Source organism: Streptomyces sp. NPDC002104, assembly GCF_053593795.1.
This window is the reverse complement of sequence record NZ_JBSFDF010000016.1, coordinates 92635-111295: the sequence shown is the minus strand read 5'-3', so window position 1 is coordinate 111295 and position 18661 is coordinate 92635. Positions and strand designations below refer to the sequence as shown.

At 71.9% G+C, this 18661-nt stretch carries 19 protein-coding genes; 5 read left to right on the top strand and 14 right to left on the bottom strand.

Annotation, left to right across the window (positions count from 1 at the left end):
* Window positions 1-8: 8 nt before the first annotated feature.
* The gene (locus ACWCP2_RS16680) at window positions 9-965 is read right to left on the bottom strand and encodes a serine/threonine protein kinase (RefSeq protein ID WP_450909308.1); all 957 of its coding nucleotides are present in this window, start codon (window positions 963-965) and stop codon (window positions 9-11) included.
* 645 nt (window positions 966-1610) lie between these two features.
* Here ACWCP2_RS16680 and ACWCP2_RS16675 point away from each other — a divergent pair.
* Together ACWCP2_RS16675 and ACWCP2_RS16670 are read left to right on the top strand one after the other, a co-directional pair.
* Window positions 1611-1952 (top strand): helix-turn-helix domain-containing protein, encoded by a 342-nt coding sequence (locus ACWCP2_RS16675; RefSeq protein ID WP_450909307.1) that lies wholly within the window; start codon window positions 1611-1613, stop codon window positions 1950-1952.
* A 63-nt stretch (window positions 1953-2015) separates the two neighbouring features.
* Window positions 2016-3104, top strand: a complete 1089-nt coding sequence (locus ACWCP2_RS16670) for a tyrosine-type recombinase/integrase (RefSeq protein WP_450909306.1) — start codon at window positions 2016-2018, stop codon at window positions 3102-3104.
* 528 nt (window positions 3105-3632) lie between these two features.
* On the opposite strand, the gene ACWCP2_RS16665 is transcribed toward ACWCP2_RS16670, so the two are convergent.
* The 3 genes from ACWCP2_RS16665 to ACWCP2_RS16655 all read right to left on the bottom strand — a co-directional run bounded on the left by ACWCP2_RS16665 (window position 3633) and on the right by ACWCP2_RS16655 (window position 6754).
* Window positions 3633-4319 (bottom strand): hypothetical protein, encoded by a 687-nt coding sequence (locus ACWCP2_RS16665; RefSeq protein WP_450909305.1) that lies wholly within the window; start codon window positions 4317-4319, stop codon window positions 3633-3635.
* A 135-nt stretch (window positions 4320-4454) separates the two neighbouring features.
* Window positions 4455-5285: an SDR family NAD(P)-dependent oxidoreductase gene (locus tag ACWCP2_RS16660; protein ID WP_450909304.1), complete on the bottom strand. Its 831-nt coding sequence runs from the start codon at window positions 5283-5285 to the stop codon at window positions 4455-4457.
* Window positions 5282-6754, bottom strand: coding sequence for a DHA2 family efflux MFS transporter permease subunit (locus ACWCP2_RS16655; RefSeq protein WP_450909303.1), 1473 nt, complete (start codon window positions 6752-6754; stop codon window positions 5282-5284). The genes ACWCP2_RS16660 and ACWCP2_RS16655 overlap by 4 nt, the downstream gene beginning before the upstream one ends.
* A gap of 136 nt (window positions 6755-6890) precedes the next feature.
* Here ACWCP2_RS16655 and ACWCP2_RS16650 point away from each other — a divergent pair, with 136 nt between their 5' ends.
* The 3 genes from ACWCP2_RS16650 (at window position 6891) to ACWCP2_RS16640 (ending at window position 9750) form a co-directional block, all read left to right on the top strand.
* Window positions 6891-7592: a TetR/AcrR family transcriptional regulator gene (locus tag ACWCP2_RS16650; protein ID WP_450909302.1), complete on the top strand. Its 702-nt coding sequence runs from the start codon at window positions 6891-6893 to the stop codon at window positions 7590-7592.
* A gap of 54 nt (window positions 7593-7646) precedes the next feature.
* Complete coding sequence (locus ACWCP2_RS16645; RefSeq protein ID WP_450909301.1) at window positions 7647-8387, top strand: response regulator transcription factor; 741 nt, start codon at window positions 7647-7649, stop codon at window positions 8385-8387.
* Window positions 8388-8514: 127 nt separating this feature from the next.
* Window positions 8515-9750 carry a cytochrome P450 gene (locus ACWCP2_RS16640; protein ID WP_450909300.1) on the top strand — a complete coding sequence of 412 codons (1236 nt, stop codon included), beginning with the start codon at window positions 8515-8517 and terminating at the stop codon, window positions 9748-9750.
* Between the two features lie 98 nt (window positions 9751-9848).
* Here the strand turns inward: ACWCP2_RS16640 and ACWCP2_RS16635 are convergent, their stop codons facing one another.
* The 10 genes from ACWCP2_RS16635 to ACWCP2_RS16590 form a co-directional block, all read right to left on the bottom strand.
* Complete coding sequence (locus ACWCP2_RS16635; protein WP_450909299.1) at window positions 9849-10685, bottom strand: SDR family oxidoreductase; 837 nt, start codon at window positions 10683-10685, stop codon at window positions 9849-9851.
* Window positions 10682-11410, bottom strand: a complete 729-nt coding sequence (locus ACWCP2_RS16630; RefSeq protein WP_450909298.1) for an antibiotic biosynthesis monooxygenase family protein — start codon at window positions 11408-11410, stop codon at window positions 10682-10684. Before ACWCP2_RS16630 ends, ACWCP2_RS16635 begins: the two co-directional genes overlap by 4 nt.
* Window positions 11400-12026, bottom strand: a complete 627-nt coding sequence (locus tag ACWCP2_RS16625) for an NADPH-dependent FMN reductase (RefSeq protein ID WP_450909297.1) — start codon at window positions 12024-12026, stop codon at window positions 11400-11402. The genes ACWCP2_RS16630 and ACWCP2_RS16625 overlap by 11 nt, the downstream gene beginning before the upstream one ends.
* Entirely contained in the window at window positions 12023-13264 is a 1242-nt protein-coding gene (locus tag ACWCP2_RS16620) for an MFS transporter (RefSeq protein ID WP_450909296.1), read from the bottom strand. The genes ACWCP2_RS16625 and ACWCP2_RS16620 overlap by 4 nt, the downstream gene beginning before the upstream one ends.
* Complete coding sequence (locus tag ACWCP2_RS16615; RefSeq protein ID WP_450909295.1) at window positions 13261-14322, bottom strand: LLM class flavin-dependent oxidoreductase; 1062 nt, start codon at window positions 14320-14322, stop codon at window positions 13261-13263. The genes ACWCP2_RS16620 and ACWCP2_RS16615 overlap by 4 nt, the downstream gene beginning before the upstream one ends.
* Entirely contained in the window at window positions 14319-15086 is a 768-nt protein-coding gene (locus ACWCP2_RS16610; protein WP_450909294.1) for an SDR family NAD(P)-dependent oxidoreductase, read from the bottom strand. Before ACWCP2_RS16610 ends, ACWCP2_RS16615 begins: the two co-directional genes overlap by 4 nt.
* Complete coding sequence (locus ACWCP2_RS16605) at window positions 15083-16324, bottom strand: FAD-dependent monooxygenase (protein WP_450909293.1); 1242 nt, start codon at window positions 16322-16324, stop codon at window positions 15083-15085. The genes ACWCP2_RS16610 and ACWCP2_RS16605 overlap by 4 nt, the downstream gene beginning before the upstream one ends.
* 2 nt (window positions 16325-16326) lie before the next feature.
* Window positions 16327-17265 (bottom strand): aromatase/cyclase, encoded by a 939-nt coding sequence (locus tag ACWCP2_RS16600; RefSeq protein ID WP_450909292.1) that lies wholly within the window; start codon window positions 17263-17265, stop codon window positions 16327-16329.
* A gap of 69 nt (window positions 17266-17334) precedes the next feature.
* Entirely contained in the window at window positions 17335-18135 is an 801-nt protein-coding gene (gene fabG, locus ACWCP2_RS16595; RefSeq protein ID WP_450909291.1) for a 3-oxoacyl-ACP reductase FabG, read from the bottom strand.
* Between the two features lie 11 nt (window positions 18136-18146).
* A complete protein-coding gene (locus ACWCP2_RS16590) occupies window positions 18147-18416 on the bottom strand; it encodes an acyl carrier protein (protein WP_450909290.1) in 270 nt (89 codons plus the stop codon).
* Between the last annotated feature and the right edge of the window lie 245 nt (window positions 18417-18661).

Sequence of the window (18661 nt, the reverse complement as noted above, 5' to 3'; positions counted from 1 at the left end):
TCGGAGCGTCAGCCGATTCGTTGCTCCGCTGCTGCATGCCAGGCGTCGGCGAGGGAGCGTACGGAGGGCAGCCGCTTCTCCGGCTCCGATGCGGTCGCCTTCGCGATGACAGCCAGCTGGGCGGGGGTTCCGCGCCACTGGCTCTCCTCGTCGCCGGCATCGAGAAGGAGGCGTAGCGCCCGGCCGAGGTTGAACACGGTGGTCCTGATGTCGATGAGCGAGCCCCGAACGAACTCCTCGGGCGCCATATAGCGGGTGGAGCCGGGGAGCCGGTCCGCCTCCAGCATGAAGGGGCCGGGGCGGTACTCGTCCAGATCGCAGAGCATCATGTTGCGCTGGTCGAAGTCATAGAGCATGCATCCGTCGTAGAAGTCCACGGCCACGTATCCGGCATCCTCGACAGCCAAGTGCGCGCTGAGCAGAGTCTCCAGGGCGGTATTGATCCAGGTGAGTGGCTGAGCCCTGAACCTTGCCAGGGGACTACCAAGAGTGGCTCGTCCGCCGTGCCGTGACCGGGTCGGATGGTAGAGAACCTCACCGCTTGTCCAGGGATAGACGAGCACGGGGCCGAGGGCCGTGGAGAAGGAGTGGACCAAGGGCGCGATGGCCGAATGCGAGATGGCGCGGTGAACCGACAGTGCCCGGTGCAATGACGAGGCGGCTTCAGGTGTTGATGCGGTCTTCACGAACCAGCGCCGTCCAGTGGCCAGCAATCCGTATGAGGTGCAGCCGGAGTCTTGATCGTCGAATCTCTGGAACACGGGGCCCAGCTGTTTGAGCAGAGGCTCAAGCGCCGGCGCGTGCGTCACGTCCTGGAACGGGTGCGTCGTCATTTTCCGAATGGTGTCAGTCGGTGCGCGGGCGTGCAGTGGTTTCGGGGCGATGCCGGGTATGGCTGGCGAGCGCTGCTGATGGATCTTCTGCTGCTCCAGCCACTTGAAGACGTTGGCCCTCTTGTCGAGCACCTTCGGGCTTAGACCCGGGCACAGCTTGTAGCCCCTCAGGCCCGTCGAGCCTGGTCGACGTCCACGTCATTCTCGATCTGACCGCCTCGGCTGATTCGGAGCACGGGGTCCGCCGGGCGCGCATCCTGGCAGGCCACTGATTGGGTCGCGAATGGCGTAGCGGCCATCGGCAGGCAATCCTCCCGGCCCAGTTCGCTGGTGGCAGACGGCTACTGGGCCCAACGAGTGGAGATCGCACCGGTACGCATGTCAACGTACTGACCTGACTTAAAGCCGCAGGTCAGGGGATATTTGCATCCTGGATGCGTCAGGTCTTCCGGCTGTTCTGACGGGGAGTTTCATGACACGACACAAGATCAAGGTCACCGGATTGCACGAGGATGGAACGGTGTGCCCGCTGACGCACGAGCACACGAGAGGGGGAACCCCGCTGGCTGCAGGGTGCGCCGGCCTGGTTCGGTACCTGGCTGCCTGCGACTGTGGGGAGTGGAGCGGGAGGTCGTCCACCAAGTCGTACGCGGCTGAGATGGGCAAGAGGCACCGCAGCGCGCAGGCCTGACCTACCACTCGAGGTCGAGCCCGAGCGGGGGTAGTTCGGCGAGGCCCGCCAGCAATCGGTGGTGCAGGGCTTCTATCACCCGATCCGTGAATTCGGAAATCACGGATTCTCCGGATCATTGGATCTGTTCGCAGCGGCTGTGCTTGGCGGTGGAGCTGTGCGGACGGATCAGTTGTCCCTCGCCCTGGTGTTTGGCGCCTCGATGTCCTAAGGAGCTCCCTGTGTGCTCACGCTTGCTCTCTATTCCTGCTGTCGCAGCCGCCCTGGATGTCGACCGACGCACGGTATACCGATTCATTGCCGCTGGGGACCTGTCCGTCGTCGACCTGCGTACCGGCACGGGGAGGTCTCGTGTACGCGTCCCTGTTGCTGGCCTTGACGAGTTCATCAGCAGCCGAATGGTGGCTTCTGCGGCGGCTCGCCGCTAGCCCTGCCCCGTTTCAGTGGCCTTTTCATCTCCGAAGTAAGGAACAGTTCTGTACCTGCGCAGATTGGCAACCGGTAACTGGCAGGCGACTGTCCGCAATCGGGCTGGAGATCGGTTCAGTGAATCGTTTCCGCTGAAAACCCAGGCTCGGAAATGGGGCCTGGACCAGGAGGCCCAATTCGCTCGCGGAACCCTGCGAAACCCTCGCGCGGGCGAGATCTCCTTCAGTGAGTGGCACGACAGATGGTGGAGCGCGCGGGTCGCGGAGCCGCACACGCTGCGCGGCGATGCATCCAGCATCAAGAACCACGTTCTGCCGCACTGGGCTGGCTGGGAGATGGGGGACATCATGCGTATGGATGTCCAGACCTGGATCCGTGTGTTGGTGGACAAGGAGGTGGGGGCCTCTGCGATCAGGCGCGCGTACAACCTGATGTCCTCCATCGTGCGCGCAGCCGTGGACGACGACGTGCTTCCGGTGAGTCCCTGCCGCAGCATCGACCTGCCCACCATCGCGGTCAAGCCCCCGCAATGGTTCACGCTCGACCAGGCGCAGAGCGTCCTGGACGAACTCTCCGCCCCATGGCGGACCATGTGCTTGTTGGGCTTCTATACGGGTCTACGCTGGGGTGAACTCGCGGGCCTGCACAGCCATCGCATCGACCGGCGCCGCTCCCGCCTGTTCGTGGTGGAGGTCAACACCAAGAGCGGGATCAAGGAGTACCCAAAGAGCTCGAAGAGTCGCCGGGAAGTGCCCCTTCCGGGCCATGTCCTGGAGGCGCTCGAACGCCAAACCCATCGGCTTGAGCGGGACGCGCTCGTCTTCACCACCACCACCAAGGGTCGTGCCGGGCGTCGTCTCGATGACGGTAACTGGAGGAGGCAGACCTGGTGGCCAGCGGTGGGCGAGGCCTCCTTCTTCGACTTGGACGGCGAGCAACGGCCCGTCCCGCATTACCCGCCGCACTCCATGCGCCACACCTGCGCGTCGTGGCTCGTGCAGAAGGGAGTCTCCCTGTACGAGGTTCAGCACCTCCTCGGCCACGAGAGCTTCCAAACCACTCAGCGCTACGCTCACCTTCAGCCGGACGCCCATAAGGCTGTCCTCGGGGCTTGGGAGCGCCTGGAGGCCCCGCTGATCATCGCCGCATGAACGACTGCGCCCTGTCCGAAACGGACAGGGCGCAGTCGTTCATGCGGCCGGCGTTTCCCTCCGCCTTCCTCGGCGGGCCCTGGGGCGTCCGGATGGGGAACGGGCGGGCGTAGGGGGAGGGGCGGCGGCGTGCTTCCCTGAGATTGTGTGCCGCGGGATCCGACCCCTGCTGGACGAATCACGAGTGGGCGGCCAAAATGGGAGACGCGGCATGCGACTGACTGATGACCAGCCGGCGGATTCATGCGTCAGACCTTGGTCTCGAGGGATGCCCGTGGGTATGTGGGAGCTCTCCGCAGAGCCTAAGCGCGCGGATCGGAGCTCGCTGGGTTTGACGCTCGTTTGACGCTCACGACGCCTGAAAGATCATTCAGGCAGCGGGAAACCCCGCCTGACCTGCATGTTTGTAGGTTGGACTCCTCGCTACATGTTAACGATGACGCACCACGTGGAGTGCGTCGCGATCCTGGAGCCGGTCCGCGACGACGCCTGACCCGCAAGCGCGGGCGGTCGCGCGCGGAGGGTGGGTTACGGCTTCAGGTACGTGCCGATGTGGCGGTACAGGGTGCCCGTGCCTCCGAATTGCTTCAGGACGGCCTCCCATACCGCCTCGATGTGGGCCGCTGCCTGCTCTTCCGTGAGCCACTCGGAGAAGCTGAGGACCCGCGTTCCGTCCAGGCTGATGTGCAGGTGCGCGGCCAGCGCGCCGGGGTAGGCGCGGTCCGTGCCTTCCGAGGTTTCCTCCGCCGCCAGCAGGCCGTCGAGCCACTCACGGGCCGCCGTCTCGTCCGCCGTGTCGAAGAACGCGACCGGGAACGACTCGGGGAGGGCCTGGGGGTCGGCCGGGGCGGTGCCCTGGACCGTGCGGTAGTGGCGGAAGGGGGTGGCCGTCGGCGTGCCTGCGCCCGCACCGGCTACGGCGGCGAGGTCGGCGGGCCAGGTGGAGGCGGGGGCGGACAGGGCCTCCTTGAGGGACTGTTCCGACTCCCATTGGGTGTACGTGAGGACCGTGTCGCCGGTGTTGTCGAGGTAGACGGTGAACGACCTCAGGCCCCGGGGCCATGCCTGCGGGTCGGCCCCGAGGCGTGCCGCCGCCTCGGCCGTGGCCAATCCCAGGCCGGGGGCCTCGACGGGCACGGTGGTGACGAGCGCGACGGCGCTCTCCGGGCTGTCGAGGACCGGCCGGGCGGTGGTGGGGTTCTGCGGGTGCGGCACGGGGAGCCTCCTGGGCGGAAGGGAGGGGCAGGCGGACGGGATCCAGTCTCCGTGCCCCTTACGGGCTGCCCAAGAGCCGTCGTTTCAGGTCTTCGTCAGATCTTCTCCAGGTCCTTCGCCGGATTCGTGGGTGCGTCAACTTCTGTGCAGGAGCTGCTTCGTGATGTCCTCCAGGCGGTGTGCGGCCGCGCGGTCGAAGTCGCGGGTGTCGACCCGGAGGCGCCGGCCCTCGACGAAGGCGCTGAGGGGTTCGGCGGGCGGGTCGTCGAGGGCGTCGACGATCGGGGGGAGGGCGGCCGACACGGGTTTCGCGTGCTGCTGCATGGACCGGATGTGTTGGAGCGTGTCGGCGTCGTACTCGCCGGAGAAGCCGGTCGCGGTGACGCCCGGGTGGATGAGGACGTACCGGATGCCCGTGGTGGCGGCGTACCGGTCGGCGAAGGAGACGGCGAGGAGGTCGTTGAGCTTGCCGCCGTGGCCGAGCGCCGCGCCGCCGTGGTAGCCGGTGCGGAGCTCCAGGTCGTCCCAGCGGACCGTTTCGAGGGGTGCGCCCGGGCCGGCGACGTTGACGACGACGGGCCGCTCGGCCTTGCTCAGCGCCGGGACCAGACCGTGGCCGAGGAGGTAGCGACTGAGGTAGAAGAGGGCGAAGTTCTCCTCGTACCCCTCCGGCGTCACGGTGCGGCGGAAGCGGTAGTGGCGGGCGCAGAGAATCAGGGCGTCGACGGCCGGTGCCCGGGCGGTGATCTCCTCGATCGCGGCGGTGGTGTCCGCGAGCAGGCTGAGGTCGGCGGTGATGAAGCGGGCCCGGTCGCCGGCGCCGCGAGCCCTGGCCTGCTCCAGGTACGTACGGCCCTTGGCGGGGTCGCGGCCGATGACGAGAACGGTGTCGCCCCGGTCGAGGTGGCGTTCGGCGAGGGCCTTGCCGATGCCGTCCGTACCGCCCGCGATGACGAGAGTCCTCACTGGTCGCCTCCCTGGGTGGCGGCGGCGGGCTCGGCCTTCGTGGTGTCGGCCGTATCGGTTCCGTCTGCGGGATCCGCTGGTTCCGGTCGTCCCGGGAGCTGGGTCGCCGCGGCCAGGGTGACGAGGAGGGCGATCGTCACGGTCCAGGCGGCGGCGCGGAAGCCGAGGACGGCGTCGCCGTCGCCGGCGGTCTGCACCACGAGGGCGACGGTCGCGATGCCGACCGAGGCACCCAGCTGGTTGAGCATGTAAAGGACGGAGCTGCCCTGCGGGACCAGCGCGGACGGCAGGGTCCGGTAGAGGGAGGCGATCGTCGGGGCGCCGACCGCGCCGAGCCCGAGGCCCAGGGTGAACGCGGCCAGGGCCGTCAGCACCTCGGGGGTCTGCGCGCCCGCCCGGGTGAACGCCAGGGCGCTGAGCGCGGCGACGCCGGCGCCGCCCAGTACTAGGGGACGGGAGCCGAGCCGGTCGGAGAGCCGCCCGGTGAGGGGCATCGAGAGGGCGGACCCGACGCCGAGCGGGGCGAGCAGCAGGGCCGACGCGAACGTGCCGTGCCCGCGCGCCTGCTGGTAGTAGAGGGGCAGCGCGAAGAGGAAGGCGAAGGTCGCGAGTCCGACCAGCGAGCCCACCGCGACGCTGGCCGAGAAGCTGCGGCGGGTGAACAGGCGCAGGTCGATCAGGGGAGCCGTGCGCCGTGCGCCGAGCGCGTGCACCGCGTAGCCGCCGAGGAACAGGACCGCCGCGGCGAGCGGGACGAGCACCTGCCACGCGGCGAAGGCCGCGCGCTCGGCGGCCTGCGAGAGGGCGAGGACGCCGGCGGCGACACCGGGGACGATCAGGGCGAGGCCCGTGATGTCGAGGCGCGCGACCTGGGTCCCGGGCTCCGGCGCGTCCTTCCGGATGGTCCGCAGCGCGAGGATCAGCGCGACGATCCCGATCGGGATGTTGACCAGGAACATCCAGCGCCAGGAGAGGCCCTGGAGGATGAGGCCGCCGACGACCGGGCCGAGTACGGGACCGCTGGAGCCGACGACGCCCATGAGGCCCATGACGCGGCCGGCCCGCTCGGGGCCCGAGGCGCGGGCGAGCAGGGTGAGCATCAGCGGGTCGAGCAGTCCCGCGCCCAGGCCCTGCACGACGCGGAAGACGATGAGGCTCGGTGCGTCCCAGGCGAGGCCCGAGCCGATCGAGCCGGCGAGGAAGACGACGAGGCCGACGAGCCACAGGCGGCGGCCGCCGAAGCGGTCGACGGCCCAGATGGTGACGGGGATGGAGACGGTCAGGGCCAGCAGATAGCTGGTGGACACCCAACTGATCGTGGCTAAGGAGGTGTTGAACTCCCGGGCCAGGGTGTCGGCGGCGGCGGCGATCATCGAGCTGTCGAGGATCCCCATGATCCCGCCGAGCAGGATGACGCCGATCAGCCGCCGCAGGACGGGATCGAGACGTCCGTCGGATGTGTGTGCCATGGCTCTCTCTTCCGGAGCTCGAGCAAACTGCACTGGTTGGTGCACTTTAAAGGGATGGCTGGTGCGACTGCAACCGGATGTGCGCTCAATTGCACTACCCAGTGCACTAGTTGGGTCGGAGCGGTACGATGGCGCGGTGACCGGAACCAGTGCAGCGACGAAGGTGCCGGCGGCCGCCCGGCGGGGTGCGTCCCGCGGCCGCATCGACAAGCGCGAGGCCATCCTCGGCGCCGCGTTCACCGTGTTCGCCCATCGCGGCTACGCCCGTGCGTGCATGGAGGAGATCGCCGAGGTGGCGGGTGTCGCCAAGCACACCGTCTACAACCACCTCGGCGACAAGGAGAACGTGTTCCGCGGCGCCCTGGAGGCGGCCGCCGACACCGTCATGGCCGAAAACCTCGCCGTCATCGAGCAGTTGACCGCGGAGGATGACGAGGCCGGTGGCGAAACCCCCTTCGGGCCCGACGAGTTGCGCGAGACCCTCGGCGGCGTCGTGCACCAGCTCCTCCTGCGATGTTGCGACGAACGCTCCTGGTCGCTGCGCCGGCTGCTGTACGCCGAGGTCGCCCAGTTCCCCGACCTGCTCGACGTGGTCTGGGGGCGGGGCGCGAGCCGGCTCAAGCAGTCCCTCGCCGACCGGCTCGCCCGCCTCTCCCTCGCCGGACACCTCCGCCCGTGCGACCCCGCCGAGGCGGCCGAACAACTCCTCGCCCTCCTGACCGGACCCATGGAGTCCCGCTCGCGCCTCGGCACCCGCCGGGTCCCCGAGGCCGAACTCCACGCCGTGGGCGGCGCCGCGGTCCGCACTTTCCTGGCGGCGTACGGCCCCGTGGCCTGAACCTGTTTGTGAACGCGGGTGAACGCTTCTTTAAGACGACACCCGCGCCCTGCCATGGCGTCGGATCTGATGAATGATCAAGAGATGACGGCATTGGGAAGGGTAGGCAGCGTGCGCGTCCTGGTCGTGGGGACACCGGCGGACGGATCCGGCTCTCCTGCCGCCCGGTTGGAGCGACTCGGACACGACGTGACCTGTGCCCCGACCGGAGCCGAAGCCCTCACCCTGCACCAGGAGGCGGACCTCGTCCTGCTCGATCTGGACCTGCCGGACATCGACGGACTGGAGCTGTGCCGGCGCATCCGCGCCCACAGCCAGGTCCCGGTCATCGCGTTCACCGACAGCGGCACCGAACTGGACCGGGTGCTCGGCCTCTGGGCCGGCGCCGACGACTGCCTCGACAAGCCCTACGAATTCCGCGAACTGGTCGCCCGGATCGAGGCCGTCACCCGCCGCACCCGCCCGCGGGAACTCGTACGGGAATCGCTCACCGTGGTCTCCATAGGAGCTCTCCGGGTCGACGCGGAATCGCGCGAGGTCCTGGTGCGCGGGCGCCTCGTGGATCTCACGCGCAAGGAATTCGACCTCCTCTATTACCTCGCGCAGAACTCCGGGAAAGTCGTCAGCCGGCAACAGCTCATGAAGGAGATATGGGGGGACCCGCGCGGCGACGAGATCGGCGCCCGCGCCAGCCGTACCGTCGACACCCACGTCAGCTCCCTGCGCAGCAAGCTCGGTGGCAGCGCCTGGATCCGTACGGTGCGCGGCGTCGGATTCCGGCTCGGCGGCGAATAGGCCCTGCGCTCCGACGGCTTGACAGTGAATTGTGAAGAAGTGGTCGATCTCCTGACGATCGCCCTGGGCGATTCCGCCTAGAGTCGAAAGGTCAGTGCCCGCTCAATTCAGCGACGGAGACGGAACCATGACGTCCGCCCATTCCCCTTCGCAGGACCTTTCCCAGCCTTCCTCCTGCCCTTACCTCGCCTCCGAATTCACCTCGCGGCGCCTCGACCTCGACCCGGTCTATGCCCGGCTGCGGAAGGAGGAGCCCGTCAGCCGGGTCACCATGCCGCACGGCGGTGACGCCTGGCTGGTGACCCGTTACGACGACGTGCGCGCGGCGCTCGCCGACCCGCGGCTCAGCCGGGCCGCGACCGTCGGCAAGGACGTGCCCCGCTCCAGCCCGCTCATCCAGCACCCCGAGTCGCTGCTCAGCATGGACCCGCCGGAACACACCCGCCTGCGCCGCCTCGCCGCCAAGGCGTTCAGCGTGCGCCAGGTCGAGGCCGTACGCCCCAGGGTCCAGGCCATCGTCGAGGGCCTCGTCGACGACCTGGAGGCCACGGGGCGGCCCGCCGACCTGGCGGGCGGACTCGCCTGGCCCATGGGCATCACCGTGATCTGCGAGACCTTCGGCGTCCCCGAGGAGGACCGGGCCGCCTTCCGGGCCTGGACCGACACGATGATGGCCCTCACCGTGGCCGACCCCACCGGCATCCAGGCCGCGCGCGCCGGTCTCGACGCGTACCTGCGCGACCTGATAGCCCGGCGCATCGCCGCGCCGGGCGACGACCTCCTCAGCCGGCTGGTCACCGCGCGCGAGGGCCGCGACCAGCTCACCGAGGCCGAACTGGCCATCTTCGCCGTCGACCTGCTCACCGCCGGCCACGAGACCACCGCCAACCAGACCGGCAACTTCCTCTACACCCTGCTGTCGAGGCCCGCCCTCTGGGACAGCCTCGTCGAGAACCCGGACCTCGTGCCCGGCGCCGTCGAGGAGCTGCTGCGCGTCACCCCGCTCGCGACGAGCGTCGCCCCCTTCTCCCGCATCGCCGTCGAGGACGTCGAGATCGGCGGCGAGCTGATCCGCGCCGGGGACTCCGTCGTCGCCCAGAACGACTCCGCCAACCGGGACGAGTCGGTCTTCGAGCGGCCCGAGGAGATCGACTTCACCCGCGCCCACAACCCGCACCTCGCCTTCGGCCACGGCGCCCACCACTGCCCCGCCGCCCCGCTCGCCCGCCTCGAGCTGGGCACCGCCGTCGCCACGCTGGTGCGCAGGCTCCCCGGACTGCGCCTGGCCGTCCCGGTGGACGAGGTCGTGTGGCAGAGCAACCGCGTGATGCGCGGAGTGAAGGAACTGCCCGTCACTTGGTGACCCGCGACGGCCGACAGCGCGGCTCCCCTCCCGCACGAGGGGGGCCGCGCCGTCGCGGTGGAGGGCCGGCGCCGGACCCGCCGGCGCCGGCCCGGCCGTCAGCGGAACGCCGCCGCGTGCTCCCGGGCCCACTGCGCGAACGGCGCCGCGCCCCGGCCGAGGACCCGCTCCGCGTCGGGCAGCGGCGTCCCCGGCCGGCCGTCCCGCTTGTGCTGGAAGTCCAGCAGGAAGTCCGCGATCGGCCCCGGCAGCGCCGCCGTCAACAGGTCCCGGTGCTCGGCGCGTTCGACGCGCGCCACCGGGACGGGCACCCCGGAGGCCGCCGCGATGAGCTCCGCCTGCTGCCGCGCCGACAGGGACTCGGGCCCGGTGATCCGCAGCACCTGCCCGCGATGCGCATCGTCGAGCAGCGCCCGGACACCGACCTCGGCGACATCGTCCTCGTGGACGGGCTCGCTGTACGTCTCCGGGTAGGCGACCCGCAGACCCCGCCCCGCGCGGATCGGACCGGCCCACTGGAGCGCGTTGGACGCCAGCGCCCCCGCCCGCAGGAACGTCCAGTCGAGCCCCGAGGCCCGCAGCGCGTCCTCCACGCCCCGGTGCAGCTCGGCGACGGGGCTGTGCTCGGCGCCGTCCTCGTCGATCGCCAGCGACGAGAAGAGGACGACGTGCTCGACGCCTGCGGCGGCGGCCTCCCGCGCGAACCGCTCCGCGGTGTCGGGACGCGCGTACAGGAAGACCTTCCGTATCCCGTCGAGCGCGGGGGCGAAGCTCTCCGGATCGCCCAGGTCCAGGCGGACCGGCGGCTCCCCGGGCACCGCTCCCGCCGCCTGCGGGTCGGCGCTCGCGGCCCGCGCCTTCACGTCGGCCGCGCGCAGCCGGCGCAGCACGGCTGCGCCCACCCGCCCGCGTACTCCGGTCACCAGAAAGGTCATGGGGTGCTCCCGTCATGGCCGGTACGGGACCGGCCGAGGTCGATGGCGTGGTGCGGGTGGTACCGCTTGAAGCCGATGGGCCGGACGCCGGGGGTGGCCCCGGTCGCCCGCAGGGTGGCCCGGCGGGCGGCGCCCGCCAGGAACGCCTCGTGGGCCTCGTCGCTCGTCCACCGTGCGTAGTTGAGGACGCGGCTGCCGTCGGCGCTGGTGTGGAAGTGGGCGCTGAGCATGCCCCGGAGCTGCTCGGCGGGGGCGTCGTCGAGCGCGCCCACGATGGACTCGATGATCCGGTCCTGCCGCTCGGCGCCGTCCACGTCGAAGCTCGCCACCACCGCGCACCCCGGCGGCCCCGCCGAGTCCGCGAGGGTGACGCCGCGGCGCAGCCGGTACTCGACCGGCTCCGCGCGGGCGGCCCCGCGCAGCGCCCGGACGAAGGGCCGGTACGCGTCCGGGTCCCGTGCCTGCACATAGGTGAGGACCGTGTCGTCGTCGGTGCTCAGGTAGGCGTGGAAGGCGATCAGACCCTCCGGCGGGGCGGCGGTACGCCACTGCCCGGCGATCTCGTCGAGCAGCCGGGTGCCCTCCGCGCGCCCCGCCACGTACCACTGCGTGACGAACACCGCGTGCGCGTCCGGGCGGTCCAGATCGGGATTCAGGTCCGGCGCCACCTCGTGACGGGGGCCGGGGCCGGGGCCGGCGGGGGTGGGCGGCGCGTCACGTCCCATAGGGGTGCTCCGTCCGGGCCGTCCGCAGCGCGCGCCCCCACCAGGCGAGCTGGTCGAGCAGGGTGACCGCCGCCGCGTCCGCCGCCTTGTCGTCGAGGATCCGCCCGTCGGCGTCGAGCCGCTCCCACGCCGTGTGGAAGCTGACCGTCTCGCGCACCGTCACGGCGTGGAGTTCGGCGAAGACCTGCCGCAGCTGCTCCACGGCGCGCAGCCCGCCCGCCAGGCCCCCGTAGGAGACGAAGCCGACGGGCCTGGCCGCCCATTCGGTGAGGAACCAGTCGAGGACGTTCTTCAGCGAGGCCGGAAAGCTGTGGTTGTACTCGGGCGTCACCACCACGAAGGCGTCCGCCCGTTCCAGTACGGAGCGCAGCGCGTCGCGGACGGCGGCCGTGTCGGCCGGCGGCTCCTGGCCCGGCGCGGGCAGTGTCAGCGGCAGCGGTACGTCCCGCAGGTCGACGGTCTCGACGGTCAGGCCGGGCCGGGCCCGGGCCCGGGTGGTGAACCAGTCGGCGACGGCGGGTCCGAGCCGCCCGTCGCGGACGCTGGCCGTGATGACGGCCACGGTGAGCGGGGAGCCGGGGGCGTCGGGGGAGCCGGGGGTGTGCGGGGTGGTCACGGGCGGGCCTTTCGGGAGGAGGGGAGGAGCGGGGGCAGGGCCGCCGCCAGGCCGACGGCGGCGGCGGCGGTCAGCAGGGCGAAGGCGGGCCGCCCGCCGTGCCCGGTGGCGACGAGCGCGCCGGTCGCGGGCAGCAGCACCACGGCGCCGAGCTGCACGGCGGCCTGGTAGGCGCGGACGACCGCCGGCCGGTCCGAGGCCGGGCCGGCCGACGTGGCCCGCATGTTGAGGGCGGCGAAGGACAGGACGAAGCCCGCGCCCACGAGCAGGAGCGCCGGGAGGACCCCGGTGGCGTACGGGGAGAGACCGGGCCGGACCAGGAGCAGGGCGTACCCGGCGAGCGGCGCGGTGGCGCCGAGCGCGATCAGCCGCCCGGGGTCCCAGCGGGCCGTCGTGCGCGCGGCGAACGGCACCGTCACCGCGAGCGGTACGCAGGCGGGCAGCAGCGCCAGCGCGTTGAGCCACGGGGACCAGCCCAGCCGCTCCTGGCCGTGCAGGGTCACGAGGAGGAGCACGCTCTGATAGGTGCCGTTGAGCGTCGCCGCCCCCAACGCCGTACGCAGCAGGGTGCCGTCGCGCAGCAGCCGCAGCGCCGACGGGGAGGGCCGGACGGGCGCGCCGGGACCCCCGTCGCGCGGCAGCACCCGCAGCGCCGGCACCAGTACGAGCAGCGCCAGCGGCGCCGGGAACGCCAGGGTCCAGTGCCAGTCGGCCGCCAGCAGGGCCCCCGACAGCAGCAGCCCCGCCGTGAACCCGGCCGCCCCGCACAGGGAGTACACGGACACCGCGCGCTGCCTGACGGGGCCCTCCGGGAACGCGGTGGCGATGATGGCGAGCCCCGCCGGGGCGGTCAGCGCCGCGCACACCCCCTTCACGACCCGGGTGGCGACGAGCAGGGCCGGATCGTCGAGCAGGCCGCCCGCCACGGACGCCACGGCGAAGCCGAGCATCGCCGCCAGGTACACCCTGCGCGTGCCGAGCCGCGCCACCAGTCGCGCGCCGGTGAGCAGGGCGGCGGCGAACCCCAGCGCGAAGCCGCTCATCAGCCACTGCACGCCCAGCGCCGACAGACCGAGGTCCGCCCGGATGTCGGGAAGGGCCACCAGGACGACCGAGACCTCGATGGCGTCGAGGATCATGTTGGCGGACAGCACCAGGAGGATCGCCCGGTGCCGGACGTCCCAGCCGTCCCGCGCCGGGGGAGTCCCGGTGGCCTTCGCCGTGGCGCCGCCGCTCACCGGGAGCCGGGGGAAGGGGCGCTGCCGGTGACGCTGCCGGTGGCCGGGGCGGCGGCGAGCAGCGGGGGCAGCTTTTCCGTGATCAGCTCGATGTTCTCGGCGACCAGGTCGTCGGGCATGCCCGCGATGCTCGCCCAGAAGATGAGGTGGCGTACCGGCAGCCCCGCCGTGAGCTCCCCGATCCGGGCGGCGGCGTCCTCGGGGGTGAGGATGTCGAGGATGCCCCGGGTGTCCGTGGCGTCCGGGTCGCGCAGGTCCTTCAGGGTCAGTGGCGGCGGGCCGTCGAGGCCGGTGCCCTGGAGGGCGCCCTGCCGATAGGAGTTGACCTGGTGCAGCAGGTGCGGGCCGACCCGCTCCCAGGCCGCCTCCGGGTCGCTGGAGAGGATGATCGGCAGCAGATCGGAGACGCGGGCCGTCTCCGGCGGGTGCCCGCCCTCCTCCAGCCCCTTCAGGTAGTGCTCGTGGACGGTGGGGTTGATGTGGAGCAGGCCGAGGCCGAGCCGTCCGGCGATGCGGGCGCCGCGCGGCCCGTAGAAGCCGCCCCAGACCGGCGGCGGGTCCTGGATCGGGGCCGGGGTGATCTCCCGCTCCCGCCACAGCCGCAGGATCTCGGCGATGTTCCGCTCGGTGTGCTGGAAGCGGCGCCCGAACTCGGCGTCGTACAGCGCGTATTCGGGCCGCCGGTAGCCGGCCCCGAGGCCGAGTTCGAGGCGTCCGCCGCTGATCAGGTCGACCAGGGCGGCCTGTTCGGCGAGGTCCACCGGGTGGTGCAGCGCCGGCAGCACGACGGAGGTGCCGATCCTGGCCCGGCGGGTCCGGGCCGCGACCGCGGCGGCGAAGGTCAGGGGCTGCGGGAGGTAGCCGTCCTCGAAGAGGTGGTGCTCGGTGAACCAGAGCCCGCCGGCACCGCGCCGGTCGGCCTCCTCGCACAGCTCCAGGGTCTGCGCGTAGTGGTCGGCCCAGGGGCGGTGCCACGCGTCGGGGTTGCGCAGGTCGAAGAGGAGTCCGACGTCCACGGTGTGCTGTTCCTCCGGTGCGGGCGGGGTCGGCGGCGTCATCCGAGGAGGGTCCCGCCGCTGGCGTCGACGAAGGACCCGGTGATCCAGCGGGCCTCGTCGGTGGCGAGGAAGGTGACGACGTCGGCGACGTCGCCGGCCTCGCCGACCCGGTGGAAGGCGGAGAGCGCCGCCATCTGCTCGACCGCCTCGGGGATGTCGAAGACGGCGCTGCCGTTGTCGGTGATGCCCGGCGCGACGCTGTTGATCGTGATGCCGCGCGGGGCGAGCTGCCGGGCCAGGTGCAGGGTCAGCTGCTCGATCGCGCCCTTCGTCATCGCGTACGCGACCTGGTCGGGGTTGGCGACCCGGGTGAGCCCGGACGAGATGTTGATGACGCGCCCGCCCTCGGGGATCTGCGGCAGCGCCCGCTGGAGGAGGAAGTACGGGGCGCGGGCGTTGACGGCGAAGAAGCGGTCGAACTGCTCCGGGGTGAGGTCCTCGAAGGCGACGCCGCTCTGGCTGGTCTCGCCGGCGTTGTTGACGACGATGTCCAGCGCCGTCGTACCGGTGCGTTCCTTCAGCGCCTCCTCCAGGCCGAGGAAGAGCGCGTGGACGTCGCCGGGGACGCCGAGCTCGGCCCGGACGGTGAAGCCGCGTCCGCCGTCCTTCTCGATGAGCCGCAGGGTCTCCTCCGCGGCGGCCTCGTTCCCCGCGTAGTGGACGGCGACGAGGGCGCCCTCGCGGGCCAGGCGGACGGCGATGGCACGGCCGATGCCGCGACTGGAGCCGGTGACGAGCGCGGTCTTGCCGGTGAGCCGGGTCATGCGGCAACTCCTCTGCTGGTGGCGGTGGTCGGGGTAGGGGTGGTGGGGGCGGCGTCGGGCTCGTGGTCGACGCCGCTGATGATGCGGGCGAGGTAGCCGGCCGCCGAGTCGAGGTGGAGCAGCTCGGCCATGACGCTCCGCAGCCCCTCCACCTCCGGCCCGCCCAGGAGCAGCCGGGACTGGGCCCGGATGCCGGTGAGGGTGCGGGCGCCGATGCGGTGGCGCAGCCGTTCGTAGTCCTCCAGGCCCGTGCCGGGCGTGCGGGCGGTGAGGTGGGCGGCGAGCCGGTGGCCGAGGGCCGCCGCGTCCTGGAGGCCGAGGTTGAGGGCCTGCCCGCCGACGGGCATCTGCACATGGGCCGCGTCGCCCGCGAGGACCACCCGGCCCTTGACGTAACGGGCGGCCTGCCGGCTGGTGTCGTCGAAGGCGTCCAGCCAGAGCGGGGTGCCGTGGCCGATGGACTCGCCCGTGACCTTGGCCCAGGCGTCGGCGACCTCGTCGAACGAGGGCGGCCCGGTCCGGGGCGCGGGGACGGAGCCGTGGACGTGCACCATGATCCGGGTGGTGCCGTCGGGCCAGCGGTGGGCGGTGGCCAGCCCGCCCGGCCGACGCTCGAAGCGCCGGTTGGGCACCCCGATGCCCGCCACGTCCGCGCGGAGCATCTCCAGCGTCGGATCGTCACCGGGGAAGTCGAAGCCGGCCAGCTGGCGCACGGTGCTGCGCTCGCCGTCGCAGCCGACGACGTACGAGGCGGCGAACCGCCGCGGCCCGGAGTCGAGTTCGATGCCGCTGACGACGACCCGGTCCACGTACTGGCGCAGCCCGGTGACCGCGTGCCCGCGCCGCACCTGGGCGCCGAGCCCCGTCGCCCAGGCGCCCAGGGCCGCCTCCAGCCGCGGCTGCGGGCACTTGAACTGCCCGGCGTACGGATGCCCGGGCGCGGCGGCCCGCAGGTCGAGCGGGAGACCGCCGAAGTGGCCGGGGCCGCCGGGCGGCAGCGGGCCGAGCCGGGCCAGCAGCCCCCGCTCGGAGAGGAGTTCCATCGTGCGGGTGTGCAGCGTGGAGGCCCGGGACTCGGTGGACGGCGCGGCGAGCTGCTCGAGGACGGTGACGCGTACGCCGGCCCGGCGCAGGTCGCCGGCGAGCAGCAGGCCCACCGGCCCGGCACCGACCACGATCACGTCGGTCCGTTCGGGCGGGCCCGGGTACGGCCCGGCGGAGCGGGGGAGGGAGGCCATGGTCAGCGCCGCTCTTCCGCGTACCGCTTGGCCAGGCCGAGGGTGGCGCGGCTGTTCCCGCCGAGCGCCTCGCGGATGAAGACGCGGGCCTCGGCGACGCCGGCGCCGGGGCCCAGGACCCCGGGGATGGCGTCGGCGTTGAGGATCACGGTGTGCTGGGAGGTGGCCGTGGCGGTGCCGTCGGCCTCCTCGGTGAGCTGCCAGTAGCCGGTGTGCAGTGCCAGCAGGGCGGGCAGCGTGGTCTGCTTGTAGGCGATCTTGTGGTGGGGAAAGGCGACCCGGACCGATTCGGTGGTGTGGGTGGAGCCGTCCTTGGTACGGGTCTCCATCCGCAGGGTCTGCAGACCGGGCGTGGTCTCCGTGAACGCGACGGAGGCGACGTGCGGGAGCCGCTCGGTCCACCGGTCGGCCTCGTTGAGGAAGTCGAAGACGTCCTTGGCCGCGCCCTCGACGCGGACGCTGTCCTCGAAGGACAGGGTCAGCTCGTCCGCGCCCGAGGCCCGCTCCAGGTTCTCCTTGAGGGCGGGCAGTTCGGCCCGGCTGTTGCGGTCGACGGCCTCGTCGATCCAGGTCAGCGAGTCCGGGTCGTCGTCGATGGCGCGGTAGGTGTGCAGCAGCCGCACCCGTGTCCCGCCGTCGGCGGCCGGCTCCAGGATCCAGGTGCCGGTCATCTCGGCGATCGGCGGCGAAGAGACCTCCTGCCAGAAGCGGATGCGCAGGGCCTCGGGGTCGAGGACCCGGCGGGAGGTCCAGTTCTTGGCCTCGCCGTTGGCGGTGGCCCAGATGCGTATCCGTTCCTCGTCGCCGCTCTGCTCGAGGCGGTCGACGTAGACGGACGGCGGGAACAGGCGCGGCCAGTTCTCCACCTCGGCCAGCAGCCGGTACACCTCGGTGGCCGCGGCGCGCACGGTGATCTCGTGTTCGACCTCACGAACGGTCATGGTGAACTCCCGGGAGTTTGGTGATCGGAGAGGGGATCTCGGAGGTGGGACGGGGGCGACGGGGGCGGGTCAGAAGTTGCCGAGGCCGCCGCAGACGTTGAGGGCTTGCGCGGTGATCGAGGCGGCGGTGTCCGAGGCGAGGTAGCCGACGAGGCCGGCGACCTCCTCGGGGGTGGAGTAGCGGCCGAGCGGGATCTTGGCCTGGAACTTTTCGAGGATCGCGTCCTCGCTGGTGTCGTAGGCGGCGGCGTACCCCTGGCGGACCCGCTGGGCCATCGGCGTCTCCACGTAGCCGGGGCAGACGGCGTTGACGGTGATGCCGGTCGGCGCGAGTTCGTTGCCGAGCGACTTGGTGAAGCCGACGACCCCGTGCTTGGAGGCGGAGTAGGGGGCGCCGAGGACAACGCCCTGCTTGCCTGCGGTGGAGGCGATGTTGATGATGCGGCCGCGGTCCTTGGCGCGCAGACCGCCGGCGTTGAGGACCTCGCGGGTGACGCGGAAGACGCTCGTGAGGTTGGTGTCGATGACGTCGTCCCACAGCTCGTCGGCGAGGTCGGCGGTGACGCCGCCGCCGCTGCGGCCCGCGTTGTTGACGAGGACGTCCACGGGGCCGAAACGGGTCACGGCGGCGCTCACGAACTCCCGGACCTCGTCGGCCGAGCGCACGTCGAGGACGGCGCCGTCGACGTCGAGGCCCTCGGAGCGCAGCTCCTTGACGGTGGCCGTGACGTTCTCGGCGTTGCGCGCGCCGATGAAGACGCGGTGGCCCTGGGCGGCGAGCAGCCGGGCAACGGCGAGGCCGATGCCGCTGGTGGCGCCGGTGACGAGGGCGACGCGGGGCGCGCGGGGGGTGGGGGTCTGCTGGGTCATCTCGGGCTCCCTCAGGCGGCGCGGGCGGCGGACAGGTGGGCGTTGACCGCGTCGACGAGCGCGCCCGGGGTGCGGGCCTCGCCGAGGGTGTCGTCGTCGAGGGTGATGCCCCACTCGCGTTCGATCCGCCCGGCGGTCTCCAGGAGGGCCAGGGACTCGTAGCCGAGGGCGTCGAACTCGGCGTCGCGGATGTCGCCGTCGAGGTCGACGCCCTCGTCGGCGCCGGCCGCCTCGCGCAGCACGCGGCGCAGGTCGTCGAGGGTGAAGGGGTTCGTGGACATGGTGGTTGCCTCTCGTGGGACGGTGAGTGGGGCGCGGTGCGTGGGGTGTTGCGCAGGGCGTTGCGCGGGACCTTGTGCAGGGCATTGCGTGGGGCGTTGCGCGGGACCTTGTGCAGGGCATTGCGTGGGGCGTTGCGCGGGACCTTGTGCGGGGCGTTGCGCGGGACCTTGTGCAGGGCATTGCGTGGGGCGTTGCGCGGGACCTTGTGCGGGGCGTTGCGCGGGACCTTGTGCAGGGCATTGCG

Coding starts and splice junctions, on each gene's coding strand:
- ACWCP2_RS16655 (WP_450909303.1), bottom strand. CDS start 6,754: ATGGCACACACATCCGACGGACGTCTCGATCCCGTCCTGCGGCGGCTG.
- ACWCP2_RS16645 (WP_450909301.1), top strand. CDS start 7,647: ATGGCGTCGGATCTGATGAATGATCAAGAGATGACGGCATTGGGAAGG.
- ACWCP2_RS16640 (WP_450909300.1), top strand. CDS start 8,515: ATGACGTCCGCCCATTCCCCTTCGCAGGACCTTTCCCAGCCTTCCTCC.
- ACWCP2_RS16635 (WP_450909299.1), bottom strand. CDS start 10,685: ATGACCTTTCTGGTGACCGGAGTACGCGGGCGGGTGGGCGCAGCCGTG.
- ACWCP2_RS16630 (WP_450909298.1), bottom strand. CDS start 11,410: ATGGGACGTGACGCGCCGCCCACCCCCGCCGGCCCCGGCCCCGGCCCC.
- ACWCP2_RS16615 (WP_450909295.1), bottom strand. CDS start 14,322: ATGACGCCGCCGACCCCGCCCGCACCGGAGGAACAGCACACCGTGGAC.
- ACWCP2_RS16610 (WP_450909294.1), bottom strand. CDS start 15,086: ATGACCCGGCTCACCGGCAAGACCGCGCTCGTCACCGGCTCCAGTCGC.
- ACWCP2_RS16605 (WP_450909293.1), bottom strand. CDS start 16,324: ATGGCCTCCCTCCCCCGCTCCGCCGGGCCGTACCCGGGCCCGCCCGAA.
- ACWCP2_RS16600 (WP_450909292.1), bottom strand. CDS start 17,265: ATGACCGTTCGTGAGGTCGAACACGAGATCACCGTGCGCGCCGCGGCC.
- fabG (WP_450909291.1), bottom strand. CDS start 18,135: ATGACCCAGCAGACCCCCACCCCCCGCGCGCCCCGCGTCGCCCTCGTC.
- ACWCP2_RS16590 (WP_450909290.1), bottom strand. CDS start 18,416: ATGTCCACGAACCCCTTCACCCTCGACGACCTGCGCCGCGTGCTGCGC.